Here is a 14988-nt window from a genome sequence, read left to right on the forward strand (position 1 = left end):
ATACAATAGAATGGCTTACAAGGGCGGTCGGCTATCCTCCGGAAGGGAGGTGATGCCTGTGAGCGTATATGAAGCGTTATCCGCCATGCTCCAATTCGGTCTATGGATACTAGCGTTAATTACATTGATTATTACACTGCTGATGTACCTCAATAAACATAAACAGACCTCCCTAGGTCAAAGGATGCGGTCTATTTATGCTCCAAAAAGCCTTCCGCCCTTAAAAGCGGCTATTGTGTAGGGGTCGGTTGCGCCGACTCCTTATTTATTCTTAATCATATCACTGGGAATATATACATGCAATGTGATCGCAAACAGGAGCAATTCACACCGAGTCATACACTTTCATATCATCTAATATTTCTTTATTCTTCGCAATGGATTTCCTTAAGCTGAAGTAATATATATGGATGCAACTTGGGCAGGAATACATAACTTTCTCCCATTTGAACCACCCTAATAAGACTGCATCCTAGTATGCAACTTTGATACAGCGCTTACAATTTCCACTTTACAGATCAGCCAGAAGACAGTAAGATAAGATCACATTAAGTTGTATACAAGTATACTTGTTGTACTTACAGCATGATCACAGGAGTGAATACAGCATGAAATTAGGCATGATTGGCCTTGGCAAAATGGGTTTCAACCTCGTAGATAACATATTGCAGCATAAGCATCAGGTAGTCGCTTACGATGTAAACGCAGAGCAGCGTCAAAAAGCAGCGGCACTCGGAGCAACTCCTGCAGATACGATCGAAGATCTCGTATCCAAGCTGGATTCGCCTAAAATCATCTGGATGATGGTTCCAGCCGGCGAAATCGTCGATCAAGTAGTAGAAACATTGCTCCCCCTTCTTTCTCCAGGGGACATCGTCATTGATGGCGGCAATTCCCACTACAAGCAATCGATCGCTCGAGGCGAGAAGTTACAAGCGCAGGGCGCTCATTATTTCGATGTAGGCACATCCGGCGGAGTATCCGGCGCGGCTGAAGGCGGCTGCTTTATGATTGGCGGCGACGAGAAAGTGTTCGCTACACTTGAGCCTTTGTTCAAGGATATCGCAGTAGATCAAGGCTATTTGTATGCAGGCAAGAACGGCAGTGGACATTTTCTGAAAATGGTTCACAACGGAATTGAGTATGGAATGATGCAAGCCATCGCAGAAGGGTTCGAAGTATTGGACAAGAGCGACTTCAATTTTGATTACGAACAAGTTGCACGCGTATGGTCGAACGGATCGGTTATACGCAGCTGGCTGATGGATCTGACGCAAAACGCTTTCTCCAAAGATCCGAAGCTGGACAGCATTCGTGGAGTAATGCAAAGCTCTGGCGAAGGCAAATGGACAGTGGAAACTGCATTGGAGCTGCAAGCAAGCGCACCTGTTATCGCGATGTCCCTCTTCATGAGATATCGTTCGCTTGAATCGGATTCCTTCCACGGCAAAGTAGTTGCTGCGTTGCGCAACGAGTTCGGCGGACACCAAGTCGTTACGAAGGACTAATTTAAACATTTATGGAATGACGATTAACCCGATGGTCGCGTCGTGCAGCACTGTGATACAATCAGAACCAAATCTTATGCAAGATATGGTTCAGAAAACCATTCATGGGGAGAGTTCAAAAATGGCACACTATCCAAAGCAGTGGCTGCAAGGCGCAACCCTTGGGGAATCCATCGCCTGTGAGCTGCGACTACAAATCATTAATGGGACGATTAAGCCAGGCGAAATTATATCGGAGAATCGAGTGGCGACCGACTTCGGCACCAGCCGCTCTCCTGTCCGCGAAGCGTTGAAAACGCTCTCTAACGAAGGCCTTATCCGCTTAGAACGAATGGGAGCTGTTGTATTGGGATTAAGCCTTACCGATGTTGAGGAGTTGTACGACGTTCGTTATCTTATTGAGAGCTTTGTTCAGCAGCGGCTCGCCATTATGAATATAGATGAGCTGAACAAGAAGCTCTTGCAAATGATCGATAAGATGGAGCTGGCGATGAAGTACAATGATCCTGTTGAATTTGCTTATCAGGACTTGGCTTTCCATGAGGCGATTGTCACTGCAGCGGGACATAAGCGTATCCTTCATTTGTGGACGAGCATCCGGCAGATCGTTATGACCGTCATGCTCCTGACCACGGAAGAAATTTTCTCTGAAGGTGAAGCGAAGCTGTTTAGCGTAATTGAGAAGCACCGCACGATTGTAAGAGGGCTTCAATCGAAGAATACCTCTACGATTCAGCAGGTTGTATCTGCATACTTCGCCGATTCAAATCGCACTTTGCATGTCAGCTTGCCGCAATCCTGACGGCAAGCTGCAACAAATATAGGTTTTTGTATCACCAAGTTGTCGACAAGTATTCAAGTTTGAATGAAAGCGCTGTATTTGGAATATAACGCATAACGTGCACTTTTCAAAGGAGGCTACTACATCATGAGCACATTATTCGGAATGAGTCACAATCTAACATTACTAGTATGGACATTTATTACGATCGTATTTCTTATTGTGTTCATTGCCAAGCTAAAATGGAATCCTTTCGTAACCCTGCTCATATCCGCACTTATGCTTGGGCTGCTGACCGGCATGAAGCCGCAGGATGTTGTGCAATCGATTACACAAGGTCTTGGCGGCACACTAGGCACCATAGCAATCGTCATCGCGCTCGGCACGATGCTTGGCAAGATGATGGCTGAGTCCGGCGGTGCTGAACAAATTGCTACTACGCTAATCGATAAGTTCGGAGAGTCTCGCGTTCACTGGGCAATGCTGCTAGTGGGATTCATAGTTGGCATTCCGGTATTTTTTGAAGTCGGAGTTATTTTGCTTATTCCAATCGTCTTTACCGTTGCGCGCAAGACGAACAAGTCCCTGCTCCAAATCGGCATTCCGATTCTGGCAGGTCTATCGACTGTGCACGGTCTCGTACCGCCGCACCCGGCACCAATGATCGCCATTGACGCCTATCAAGCCGATCTTGGACATACAATTTTGTATTCCTTGCTGATCGGGATTCCCACAGCAATTATTGCTGGTCCTATATTCGGCAAATTCATTGGTAAGCGTATTCAGGTGCAGCCGCCAGCCAAGCTGGCTGAGCAATTTGCACAAAAGAGCGATCGACCGCTCCCTGGCTTTGGCATCACATTGTTCACGATTTTACTGCCTGTTATTCTCATGCTGATTGGTTCTGTTGCAGACATTGTCGATCCTCAGGGCGTAAGCAGCTTATCTGTATTTTGCAAATTCATCGGTCATGAAATTATCGCACTTCTAATCGCAGTCGTTTTCTCCTTCTTCTCGCTCGGCTATACACGCGGCTTCAAGAAGGAAGACCTATCCCGCTTCACAAGTGAATGTCTGGCACCAACCGCAACGATCATCCTGATCATCGGCGGCGGGGGCGCATTCAAGCAAGTGCTTATCAATAGCGGTGTCGGCAGCGCAATCGCTGAACTGGCTACTCAAGCCAATATTAATGTTATTCTGTTCGCTTGGTTCGTTGCAGCATTGATTCGTGTCGCAACTGGTTCTGCAACCGTTGCCATGACGACAGCAGCCGGGATTGTTGCCCCGGTACTGGCGATGAATCCGGGAGTTCATGTAGAATTGGTTGTGCTGGCAACCGGCGCAGGCTCCATTGTACTGTCCCATGTGAACGATGCCGGGTTCTGGATGGTGAAGGAATTTTTCAATATGTCCGTGCCTGAAACGCTCAAGTCCTGGACTGTCATGGAGACGATCTTATCTGTCGTCGGATTAGCATTGATATTACTGTTAAGCACAGTATTGTAATATACAAGGCAATGAAGGAAAGAAGGTTAACCCTATGAGTAATACAGCATATATGATTGGAATTGATATGGGAACAACAAGCACCAAGGCAGTCCTGTTCGAGGAAAACGGCAAGATCGTCTCCTCCGGCAGCCAAGGTTATCCGCTGCATACGCCAAACGCTACAATTGCCGAGCAGGATCCCGAGCTTATTTTCCAAGCCGTAATCTCTTCGGTGAAGCAAGCGATGAACACAGCACAAGTACAAGCTGATGACGTGCTCTTCCTGTCCTTCAGTTCGGCGATGCACAGCCTTATCGCTGTCGATGCAAACGGTAATCCGCTGACACCATGCATTACGTGGGCAGACAATCGAAGCACCAAATATGCTGCTCGGCTAAAGCAGGATCCGAAGGGACATGCCTTGTACCTGCGTACAGGTACTCCGATTCATCCAATGTCCCCTCTGACGAAGCTGATGTGGATGCGTGATGAAGCCCCTGAGCTGCTGAACAAGGCTGCCAAGTTCATTTCCATCAAGGAATACGTGCTGTCCAAGCTATTCCATACGTATGTTGTTGATTACTCGATTGCTTCTGCTACGGGCATGATGAACTTACAGCAACTGGCTTGGGATGAAGAAGCGCTTGAACTCGCAGGCATAACGGCAGACAAGCTCTCTTCACTCGTTCCAACCACGCACCAACTAACTGGGATGGACGAGAGATACGCACAGGAGATGGGTATCTTTCCAGAGACACCAGCAATCGTAGGTGCGAGTGACGGCGTTCTATCCAATCTGGGAGTAAATGCTATCGAACCTGGCGTCGTGGCGGCAACGATCGGAACGAGCGGAGCGATCCGCACGGTTGTCGACCAACCGCTTACCGATCCAAAGGGCAGAATATTCTGCTATGCACTGACTGACAAGCATTGGGTCATTGGCGGCCCCGTGAACAACGGCGGTATGCTGTTCCGCTGGGTACGCGATGAGCTCGCGGCTTCCGAGGTCGAAGCTGCAAAGCGCCTTGGCATTGATGCCTATGATTTGCTTACAAGAATCGCTGAACAAGTGCGGCCCGGTGCGGATGGGCTCCTGTTCCATCCTTACTTGACAGGTGAGCGCGCTCCACTCTGGAATGCGAACGCGCGAGGTTCCTTCTTTGGCTTAACGATGCACCACAAGAAGGAGCATATGATCCGCGCCGTACTGGAGGGCGTTATCTTTAATATGTACACCGTATTGCTTGCCATGGAAGAACAGATGGGACGACCAAGCAAAATTCATGCGACAGGCGGCTTCGCCCGCTCACCGCTTTGGCGGCAAATGATGGCCGACATCTTCGACCAGGAGGTCGTTGTGCCTGAAAGTGTTGAAAGCTCTTGTCTCGGGGCAGTCGTGCTCGGTCTCTACGCTACTGGAAGAACCGACTCGCTTCAAATCGTAGCCGACATGGTAGGCTCCACACACAAGCACGAGCCAGATCCGGATCAAGCTGCAACTTATCATGAGCTGCTGCCGATTTACATTTCCATCTTCCGCAAACTCGATGAGGAATATGAGGCGATTGCCCGTTTCCAGCAAAAGCAGTTTGAATCGTAAAACCCCAGAAATCTTTAAGCCCCTGACTATGCGAAATATACGCAGTTCAGGGGCTTTGTACGTTTAATGTTCATACAGTTATGCAACTTAGTTATTCAGCCTTTTTCAACACGATAACCGCGTTATGTCCGCCGAAGCCGAAGGAATTAGATAGACCCACCTTCAAGTTTGCTTTGCGTGCTTCATGAGGGACATAATCCAAATCACAATGCGGGTCTGGGTTCTCCAAATTAATCGTGGGTGGAATGACGCCATCCTGTAAGCTTTTTACGAGCGCAATCGCCTCCGTTCCCCCAGCAGCCCCCAGCATATGGCCCATTATCGACTTGTTTGCTGTAATCGGAATACGACTGGCATATTCGCCGAACATTTTTTTGATAGCCATCGTTTCGGCAAGATCGCCAACCTCCGTACTCGTTGCATGTGCGCTAATGATATCAACATCCTCGGCAGAAATTGATGCATCATGCAATGCCGTTCTCATTGCGAGATAAGCACCGCGTCCTTCAGGGTGTGTTGCAACAATATGGTATGCATCGGAACTTACCCCGTATCCGAGAACCTCTGCATAGATTCGCGCTTCTCTTCGCAAAGCGTGCGACAACGATTCCAAAATGAGCACGCCCGCACCCTCAGACATGACGAATCCATCCCGATCCGCATCAAAAGGACGGCTTGCCTTCGTCGGATCATCATTCCTTGTTGATAATGCCGTTGCATTACTGAAGCTGGCTAATGACAAGTCAGTAACCGCCGCTTCCGTTCCGCCTGCAAATACGATGTCCGCCCCTCCAGAGCGAATGAGGCGGAAGGCCTCGCCAATCGCCGTATTTCCGATCGCACAAGCAGACACATGGGACATCGTTGGTCCAAGTGCTCCCCATTTAATGCTGATCTGCGCTGAGGCTGCATTCGCCATCATGGCTGGCACCAAGGTCGGACTGACTCTGCCAGGACCTCTGCTGCGCAGCACATCGACATTTTCAATCAAGGATTCAATTCCGCCAATGCCTGATCCCACATAGACGCCTAAACGCTCTGGATCAATCTCATCCAACACCAGCCCAGAATCCGCCCACGCCTGTTCTGCAGCCGCAAGTGCAAATTGAGTAAATCGATCCAACCGTCTTGCTTCTTTGCGCCCGAAAAGCTCATCTCCATCAAACTCACGAACAAGACCGGCAATTTTCGTCTTATGGCCGCTTACATCGAATGTATCTATAGTGGAAATCCCCGACTTCCCGGCAACTAAGTTCTGCCAAAACGTTTCTACATCATTTCCTACTGGGGAGATCACCCCTAATCCTGTAATGACTACGGGCTCCATCTATACCCCTCCTTTAGTAATGTAATCGTATAAGCCTATGTCTCTACTGTCTTCTTGTAAATGTGTATCTGCTCAACATTTTCAAGAACCATCTCATGGATCATGCCACTCAACGGTTTACGATATTGTCACACAGGTATTATCCTATTACAAGTTGTTGGTTATACTAGTATAATTAGTACCTGAATCTACTCTGTATCCTAAATCAACTACGGCGTTAAGACGTTAGCAGTGAGCGAATTAGAATGCTATCCACTGTATCTCAATTGCATCTATCGTTGACAGCATCAGGAATCTATTTCTATAATAAAGGAAACAAACGTTCGCAATTCATGGACAGAGAGGTTAATGTCATGACTACCTTCAAAGCAGCTCTAGCCCAAGCTTATGATCAGGATGCTCAGCGAAGATCCAGCAAGTCGTTACGTTCTTGGAAAATAAATGAGCGAGGGCAGCATGTTGTCATCTTGTAAAACACGAGAGGAAATCGCGGCTGATTGAGTCGATAATTCTACATAAGCGAAACAAATGTACTACTAGCTTGTATTAGGAGGATAGCCATGTCAAATCAAACTAGATTGGAAGCCCTGTCTACCTTCCTCAAATCCAAGCGCTCGATCATACAACCTCAATCAGTTGGATTGCCGGCTGGTATCAGGCGCCGAACACCCGGCCTGCGCAGAGAAGAGGTAGCCCAATTGGCGGGAGTCAGCACGACTTGGTATACCTGGCTGGAGCAAGGGCGAGATATTACGGTATCACCATCTGTACTGGATGCTATAGCATCCGCCCTACAATTGAATCAGGATGAGCGCAAATATTTGTATGATCTAGCACTAGAGAAACATATGAACACCCCGCAGCAAGAATTTAGCATCACGAAGATACCACCGTCGCTTGGGAAAATATTGAGCGAGCTGACATATTGCCCAACGATTATTACGGATCGGCACTTCCATATTGTCGGTTGGAATGCCGCCGCGGCCTACGTATTTCTCGATTTCGAACAGCTTCCATTAGAGCAGCGCAACTTAATCCGGCTCGTCTTCACCAGAAAAGAGCTGCGCTCGTTAGCTGTCAATTGGGAGCACTTTGTTAAAGGCTTCTTAGCTATGTTCCGAGCTTATTACGGTCAGTATGTAGGAGACGAATGGTATACGAATTTCGTGGAGCAAATGTCCAAGCTTCATCCCGAATTCCATGCATTGTGGGAAGCGAGCCCAGTCAGCATCGCCCCTGATGTTACCATCGAATTCCGGCATGCGAAAGCTGGCAAGATGCTGTTCAACCTTACTTCACTGCTCTTGCAGGGGAACATGGACTTGCGCTGCAGCGTATTTACCCCGATTGAGCATTCGTCTACCGAGGAAAAGCTGATCCGATTTATGAGAAAAGATGAACTACAGCATGAGTAGCGACCAAGATACAATAGACACAAGAGCAACACCCAACAAGCTCGATGAACAATAAAGGATAAAGACCAAAGACCCTAGGCAGAAGTCCTTTGCTTAGGGTCTTACATGACCTAACTAAGGGGTCAAGCTTTCCATCCCATAAAAGCTTACAACAGTCCGCTCCCTTGGATGATGACCTCCGTGGGCAGCAAAGTCGCTTCATAAATAGATACATGGTTCCTCTTCAAGAAGGACTGAACAACGTGATAGCCAACCGCATATCCAGCACCCGCAGGCAATCCGACCGTTGGATAACCTTCACGCACAGCCGCTTCATCACCGAACATATAGCTGCTCACCTCGGCAAACCCCTTCGTATCCAATGCTCCACGGATAACCTCAAAACAATTATCCAACTCCTCGCCCTGTATATTTGTGACCCATGGACCGAGCAGTTCCTCTCCATACATCACAGTTGCGAAGGAATCTGCCAAGCCTTCAATGATCATATAGTCGCTCACCGTTACATCTCCATGGTTCCAATCGAAATAGGAGAAGCGGATGTTATGATGGAACTCATGAGCGATTAGCGCCGGAAGTCGCGGAATATTGTAGCTGTTTGGATCCAGGATAATGAGAACATATCCCGGAATTCCGCCAAATCCGGTATAGCCCTGCTGGCTGCTAAGCTTGTCAGGATCAGCAATGTACGCGCCGAGTCTCACTTCCTCTGCCCTTACTGCCAGCCCCGCCGAGTCTATGCGGTGGATACATTCCAACAAGGTCTCCTTCGCAAGCTCCAGAATGCAAATTTCCTCCAGACACTTCCTTGCCTTCTCGATCCCATCCTGATGCTGAAGCGAAAGGAAGCCCATCATTTGAGTAGCCATTACCACATCATAGCCGTTCGGCTGCTTCGCTGTTATGGGTACATGAATGGTCTCCCACATCGACTGAAATGGCTTCATCATCGTATGCCTGAAATAGTCATCTCTCTTCTCTGGCGGCATCGCTGCCAATGCTTCGTACTGACTTAACGTGTCTTCGACGTGAATATTCATAAGGTTTCACCTGCAGCTCTTCATGGTATACTCCTTCCCGATAGGGCGGAATACCATCAGGCTACACCATCACGTTACGTAAGAGTCAATCGTTCAACTCGTAACAAAGGTAAACAAAAATCGTGAACTCTATTATTCAATCGTACCTGTTCGGACAATGTTCACCTCGACTTGAGGTTGAATGCTGGCCTCTGGGAACATCTTCTTCCACTTTTCAGATGTCAGTTCGGAGTGCCTTACTGAGCTGCGGTATACCTCGCCGAAGCCAATTGCATCTGATCCGATGCGCTGGAGCTTTTTAATGAGCCTGTCTGTTTCCTTTGTTAATGTCTCCCCTATTTTCTGTTGAAGCAGCTTACTGGCCTGTGGTTGGCTGAAATCATATTCATCGGTAATTTCCTGCAGCTCCACATTGATGCGTAGATTGGCTTGGAATTTCAGTGGAGATGTCGAAAGGAGACGGATATGTTCCTTACTTCCAAGGGTCGAGATGACCACCCGTACATAACCATCTGCCTTTCGATTTTCATGTAAATAAGGACGAAGCTCCTCACGATCGATTTTTAGCTCTTTCAAAGTAGCCATTTTCCCAAGAAGCAGCTTAAGCAAATAACTCTCTCCCGCTCCGATCGTTCCGGCCACCCTATCTCCTTGAAACAAGGCCAGACTATAAATTTCAACTCCATTAGACAGCTTGCGTAGCATTGGTAGCACCGGATCTCTACCGGCGCTATAGAAGGCGCTCCGATAATCATGAACTGTACAAGAAGGCACCCAATCATCTTGAATATGCTGCTGCAGCATTTCATACAAATACGTTCCGATATTCGGAATTTGCTCGTAATTATGATTCAGCAATTCATGCGACGGCCCTTCACTTATGGACAGAAAAATCATATCTCCGAAGAACGGATCCCGAGTCAAGTTCTCAACGACATCTGTTATTCCTTGTTTGCCCAGCTTATCATCAAAGACAACGACGCGAACCTGCCCATTTACAAGCGTATGGGACAATTGGCGATTATTGTTGATCCGAGCCCCCTTGCTGCTGCTCGCGATACAAGACACAATCTTGGTCTTCTTCTTTGCCTCAGGCTCAGGATTTGTAAGAACTGAAGTAACTGTCAACTTGCCTTCGGGCAATGCATCGTACCCGATCGCCACACTTAGCCCCAGTTTCTCCAGTACGCTAGTCTGTACGCAGCTAGTAAGAAGCACTAGCATGGAAAGCACACACACCGCCTTGAACAAGCGTTTGAACAACAACCTCATTGAGCATCACTCCCCTTCCCACGTTTGCGCCACTGAACCACATACGTCAATACGTACAAGAGTAGAGGATAACAATACGAAACAATAACGGAGTACACTCCGATATAATCGTTCAGCTGATTTACTTGACCCCGATTATGCAGGAAGCTGGATACCACCATGACAATGGCGGCCAATCCATACAACGTCAGCTTCTCATTCCAGCCGAACAGCTGTACAGTGCCCCGCAGTATATTCCAAGCCAGTTGCATAATGCCAGGCAGCACAACTAACATCCAGAAGGGAATGGCGATGAACTCAATCCGCTCCAAGAAAGGATACTTGATAATTTTCAATAGATTGATGGAACCCCAGATCGTGCGAAGCATCTGATTCTCACTGAAGTAGACGATCGATACGATCATAATAAACAAGTACAGAATGTTGGTGAAAAGCACGCTCGCTTGAGCGTAGCGCATCACCTTATCCTTATCCTTCACATGACGGTACAGCATAAAAATAACTTCGAACCCCGTAATCGTAAAACCCATCTTAATAGCCCCTACGAAAATATGCTGAGCATTCGTATCATAAATCGGCAATATCCGGCTCCACTCCACATATCGGATTGGATAATTGAACAAGAGGGAGGTAGCGATAATCAAGAAAAAGCTGATAAAGCAAGTCTGCAAAATGACCCGAATCCCACCCAAACTGCCATACACCATAAGTACAACCAATATGAGCGAGAGCAGCCATGTCGGAAAATCTGGGAAAATCCACGACTGAATGGCTTCAATATACGTCCTGACAATTGTCGTCATATTCGTGAGAAAATAGAGCATCATGCAAATACTCAACACTCCACCAGCCCACTTGCCGAACAGCACTTGCTGGATGCCGTACAGGTCGAGTGTTTGATGCATATCCAAGGTTTTCACCATAATCCAAATAATGAAGTGGGTGGCGATCCCTGCAAGCAGAACAGACATCCAGGCATCATGTCCCGCCTCCTTATATATGTACCGTTGAAATCCGAATAACCCTACACCAATCTGCACGTTGCATACGAGGAACAGCAGCATGTAGGCCTTGAATTGATATTTATGGGGTGTCCCGCTATTCATCTTATCACCTACAAATGACTAATCATCGATTTTCCCCGTCCACAGCGAACGGATGGAGATGGATCGGATATATTTACGAAGCTTGTGCCCAGTTGAAGTCAAGCCACCCGGTTCAGGAAGCAGTACCTCATCATAGGCTAAGTCAGAATGCTTAATAGGGTGAACTGGTGAGAAATAAGGTCTTCCTAAGCTCGTCTGACGAATCAGGTGCATCATGACTAAAGCTGTTACAAAGACAATGCCGATGCTGCCCCAGAAGCCTGCAAAGAGAACCATCGGGTACCGGACAAGCCGTAAGCTGCTGCTCATCAAATAATCTGGAGTTGCAAAAGAACCAAGAGCCGCAAGGGCTACCAGCATAATGAGTATATTGCTCGTAAATCCGGCTTGAACCGCGGCTTGCCCAATGACGATACCGCCAACAATGCCCATCGTCTGTCCAACCTTAGTCGGCAGCCGGGCGCCGGCTTCCCGCAGCAGCTCCATCGTCACTTCCAGGATCAACGTTTCAAATAAAGGTGGGAACGGGACTCTAGAGCGTGATTCAATCAAGGATACGAGCAAGGAGGAAGGAATCATTTCATAATGAAAAGTGAGTGCGGCAACATAGGCTGGAGTCAAAAATACAGAAAGAATTAACGCAACCATTCGCAGCGCGCGAATAAATGTCCCGATTCCCCATCCTAAATAGCGATCTTCCATCGACAAGAAGAAGTCAATGAATTCGCTCGGACCTACGATCACAAGCGGACTTCCGTCCAACAAAATGATGATTTTGCCTTCAAGCAGAGAATGGCTCGTCAAATCAATACGTTCCGTCAGCATCAATTGCGGAAAGACACTCAAATCATTATCTTGGATCATGTGCAAAAGCTCAGAGCTGCCCGTCACATCATTGAGGCGAAGCCGCTTAATGCGTTGACGTACCAGTTCAAGCCGCTCCTGGCTAACTCGATCTGCCATGAACATGAGATTGACCGTCAAATTGCGCTTGTTGCCAATTTTAAATTCCTCGCTGCACAGATCCGTATCCGGAATCGAATTCCTCAGCAAAGTTGTATTCGTTTCGATTGACTCTGTAAAGGCAAGCATTGGGCCTAATATGGTCGTCTCATTCTCTGGTGAGGTAAGAGAACGCTTAGGCAGGTTTGCTACATTAGCTGCAATTCCAGCCTGGGGCGTCGCGATATAAACCCATCCCTTCACGATCAAGGGAATGCAATCCAGAACGGAAGTTATATCTATAAGCTCTCCAACGGGAAGCAAACTGTTCAATTCCTCGCGAGATGGCGTCTCATCAAGCTTCTGCAAAGGATTAATAATGGAGGTATGAAGCTGTTGCAAGTCGACATGATCAGGCATATAGCATAGAGCAACACTAGGCAAAATACTTCTTACCACAAGATTGACGCGATGATGAAATTGTGCCGATATTTGTTCCTTCAGGGAAGCTGCAAAATCGAAGTCCGCCATGAATCAACCCTCCTGTAATCACATTGATGAAAGTGGCAAACATGCTGGATGATCAGACAAATTATTCCCTGCTGGAAGCAAAATCATGCGATTATTGGCAGCCAATAAAAAAACCGATACCTCAGATAGGTACCGGTTCAAGCACTGTATAATCTAGTTGTCAAAATAGATATTAAAATTTAAATTTCGTCAACGACTCCTGCAATCCCATTGCCATGCGCTTGAATTCCTCGGCCGAGCTTGCCAGCTCTTCCATAACCGCATTCTGCTCTTCAGTAGCAGCAGCAATCGATTGCACACTTGAAGCGGATTCCTCCGAAATGGCCACAACTCCCTGAACACGCTCAAGCATGTCTTGAGAGCTAATATTGACCTCCTGGACGATTGCCTCGACCATGCTGGCTAGATTGGATATTTCCTGCATCATCGCCACAATGGCATGGAAGACATCGCCCGTCTCATTTACACTTTGAATGGCAGATTGGACGAAATGATTGCTCTTATCCATTGTCTCGGCTGCATTTCCCGTTTCGGATTGAACTTCTCCAATAATCTGCTGAATTTCAAGAGCGGCCTGATTCGATTGATCAGCCAGCTTGCGAACTTCATCCGCTACAACCGCAAAGCCTCTGCCATGCTCCCCTGCCCGGGCTGCTTCAATCGCAGCATTCAATGCAAGCAGATTTGTTTGCCCCGCAATATCAGTAATAATCGTTAGAATTTCGCCGACCTTATCGGATTTTTGTTGCAAGCTGTTCATCATGCCCGTGCTTGCTTCCACATTATCAGACAGCTGCTTCATATGGCTGATCGTTTCATTGACGATGTCGTTGCCATGCACAACCTTATCATTGGCTTTCGTGAATTCGCCTGTAATCGTCTTCACAGTTTGATCCACTTCGCCGATTGCCATCGTCACATCCTCGATCATTTGACCGACCTCAGCAAGCTTCTTGGCCTGCTCGTCCACGCCCATTGATATATCTTGCAGCGAAATTGTAATCTGCTCCGATGATTTGCTCGTTTCCTGCGAGCTGATTGCAAAGTCATTCGAGGTCGTATTAATGTTCTCACTTGTATCGACAACATGATCGACCAATCCCTTCAGATTGACTCTCATGCTTGTAAAGCTGCGCGCTACATTGCCCCAAATGTCTTTGCGTTGTTCCGTCATTCCTACTTGATGCGAAAAGTCACCCGAGCCTATATGTTCAACAGCACGTGATACCTTATGTATCGGCTTAATAAACAGGCGATCCACCAGTACCCAAGTTACGCCACAGATGACGAGCAAGGAACTAATAATCACCGCCAACATGAGCCAATTATAAGAGGCAAGACTATTGTCAAAATCATCATAATTCGAAACAGCGACTACCGTATAGTCCCCTGCTTTTGCCGCATATGCATATCCGCCGAGTCCATCGCTTAGCTTGACTTCATTCTGCTCGCCTGTGATGAGCGGCTGCAGGCTGCCCTCTGTTTCCTTAGTCAGACCCTTTCCGGAACGGGCTATTACCTTACCATTCTTAACAAGCAAGGAAGAGCTGTTCTCCTTATAAGCGATCAAATTCAATACCGCCTTCGGATCATCCTTGCCCTGCTGAATGACGAGCTTTCCAATTTGCCGAACGGCTGTATGGGTATCTTCGACCATGATGTCGTTCACGACATTTTTAATAAAGCTTGCATTCACCATGCTGGTCGCCACAATGACAAGCAGAGTAATAAGACTGATAGGCAATAATATCCGCGCTAACAGTGATTGAAAACAGCGATTCCATAACGCACGTATTCGTTCGTTCATAGATTGAGATTTCATTCCTGTCACACCTTTTATGTAATAGGGTATTCTTATATACTACGCGTAGTTGGTCATTGCACTTGCTCTAGTTACTCGTTACAAAAAGACCTGCCCGTCCGAAAACGGGCAGGTCATCCCTTTATTGTCCTTGCTTATGAAGAATAAAGAATA

Annotated in this window: 12 protein-coding genes; 6 read left to right on the forward strand and 6 right to left on the reverse strand. The window is 47.3% G+C overall.

What is annotated here, in order from left to right; all coding sequences use genetic code 11:
• The first annotated feature begins 52 nt into the window (after positions 1–52).
• From NO352_RS25205 to gntK, 5 genes are all read left to right on the forward strand, one after another.
• Positions 53–241 carry a putative holin-like toxin gene (locus NO352_RS25205; RefSeq protein ID WP_353961274.1) on the forward strand — a complete coding sequence of 63 codons (189 nt, stop codon included), beginning with the start codon at positions 53–55 and terminating at the stop codon, positions 239–241.
• A 367-nt stretch (positions 242–608) separates the two neighbouring features.
• Positions 609–1508: a phosphogluconate dehydrogenase (NAD(+)-dependent, decarboxylating) gene (gene gnd / locus NO352_RS18990; protein ID WP_005544170.1), complete on the forward strand. Its 900-nt coding sequence runs from the start codon at positions 609–611 to the stop codon at positions 1506–1508.
• Positions 1509–1629: 121 nt separating this feature from the next.
• Positions 1630–2310 (forward strand): GntR family transcriptional regulator, encoded by a 681-nt coding sequence (locus NO352_RS18995; protein ID WP_005544171.1) that lies wholly within the window; start codon positions 1630–1632, stop codon positions 2308–2310.
• A gap of 126 nt (positions 2311–2436) precedes the next feature.
• Positions 2437–3798: a GntP family permease gene (locus tag NO352_RS19000; protein WP_268621936.1), complete on the forward strand. Its 1362-nt coding sequence runs from the start codon at positions 2437–2439 to the stop codon at positions 3796–3798.
• Positions 3799–3832: 34 nt separating this feature from the next.
• Positions 3833–5380: a gluconokinase gene (gntK, locus tag NO352_RS19005; protein WP_289356508.1), complete on the forward strand. Its 1548-nt coding sequence runs from the start codon at positions 3833–3835 to the stop codon at positions 5378–5380.
• A 91-nt stretch (positions 5381–5471) separates the two neighbouring features.
• Here gntK and fabF read toward each other — a convergent pair whose 3' ends face one another.
• The gene (gene fabF, locus NO352_RS19010) at positions 5472–6707 is read right to left on the reverse strand and encodes a beta-ketoacyl-ACP synthase II (RefSeq protein ID WP_289356509.1); all 1236 of its coding nucleotides are present in this window, start codon (positions 6705–6707) and stop codon (positions 5472–5474) included.
• Between the two features lie 560 nt (positions 6708–7267).
• On the opposite strand from fabF, the gene NO352_RS19015 reads away from it, so the two are divergent.
• On the forward strand, positions 7268–8122 hold the full coding sequence (locus NO352_RS19015; protein WP_289356511.1) for a helix-turn-helix transcriptional regulator: 855 nt from the start codon (positions 7268–7270) through the stop codon (positions 8120–8122).
• A gap of 146 nt (positions 8123–8268) precedes the next feature.
• Here NO352_RS19015 and NO352_RS19020 read toward each other — a convergent pair whose 3' ends face one another.
• From NO352_RS19020 to NO352_RS19040, 5 genes are all read right to left on the reverse strand, one after another.
• Positions 8269–9162, reverse strand: coding sequence for a DUF2268 domain-containing putative Zn-dependent protease (locus NO352_RS19020; RefSeq protein WP_289356512.1), 894 nt, complete (start codon positions 9160–9162; stop codon positions 8269–8271).
• A 132-nt stretch (positions 9163–9294) separates the two neighbouring features.
• Positions 9295–10434 (reverse strand): Ger(x)C family spore germination protein, encoded by a 1140-nt coding sequence (locus NO352_RS19025; protein WP_289356513.1) that lies wholly within the window; start codon positions 10432–10434, stop codon positions 9295–9297.
• A complete protein-coding gene (locus NO352_RS19030; protein ID WP_289356514.1) occupies positions 10431–11540 on the reverse strand; it encodes a GerAB/ArcD/ProY family transporter in 1110 nt (369 codons plus the stop codon). The genes NO352_RS19025 and NO352_RS19030 overlap by 4 nt, the downstream gene beginning before the upstream one ends.
• A gap of 18 nt (positions 11541–11558) precedes the next feature.
• Positions 11559–13013: a spore germination protein gene (locus NO352_RS19035; RefSeq protein ID WP_289356515.1), complete on the reverse strand. Its 1455-nt coding sequence runs from the start codon at positions 13011–13013 to the stop codon at positions 11559–11561.
• 172 nt (positions 13014–13185) lie between these two features.
• The gene (locus NO352_RS19040) at positions 13186–14835 is read right to left on the reverse strand and encodes a methyl-accepting chemotaxis protein (RefSeq protein WP_289356516.1); all 1650 of its coding nucleotides are present in this window, start codon (positions 14833–14835) and stop codon (positions 13186–13188) included.
• Positions 14836–14988 lie beyond the last annotated feature (153 nt).

Source organism: Paenibacillus sp. S-12, assembly GCF_030363895.1.
GTDB classification, from domain to species: domain Bacteria; phylum Bacillota; class Bacilli; order Paenibacillales; family Paenibacillaceae; genus Paenibacillus_B; species Paenibacillus_B alvei.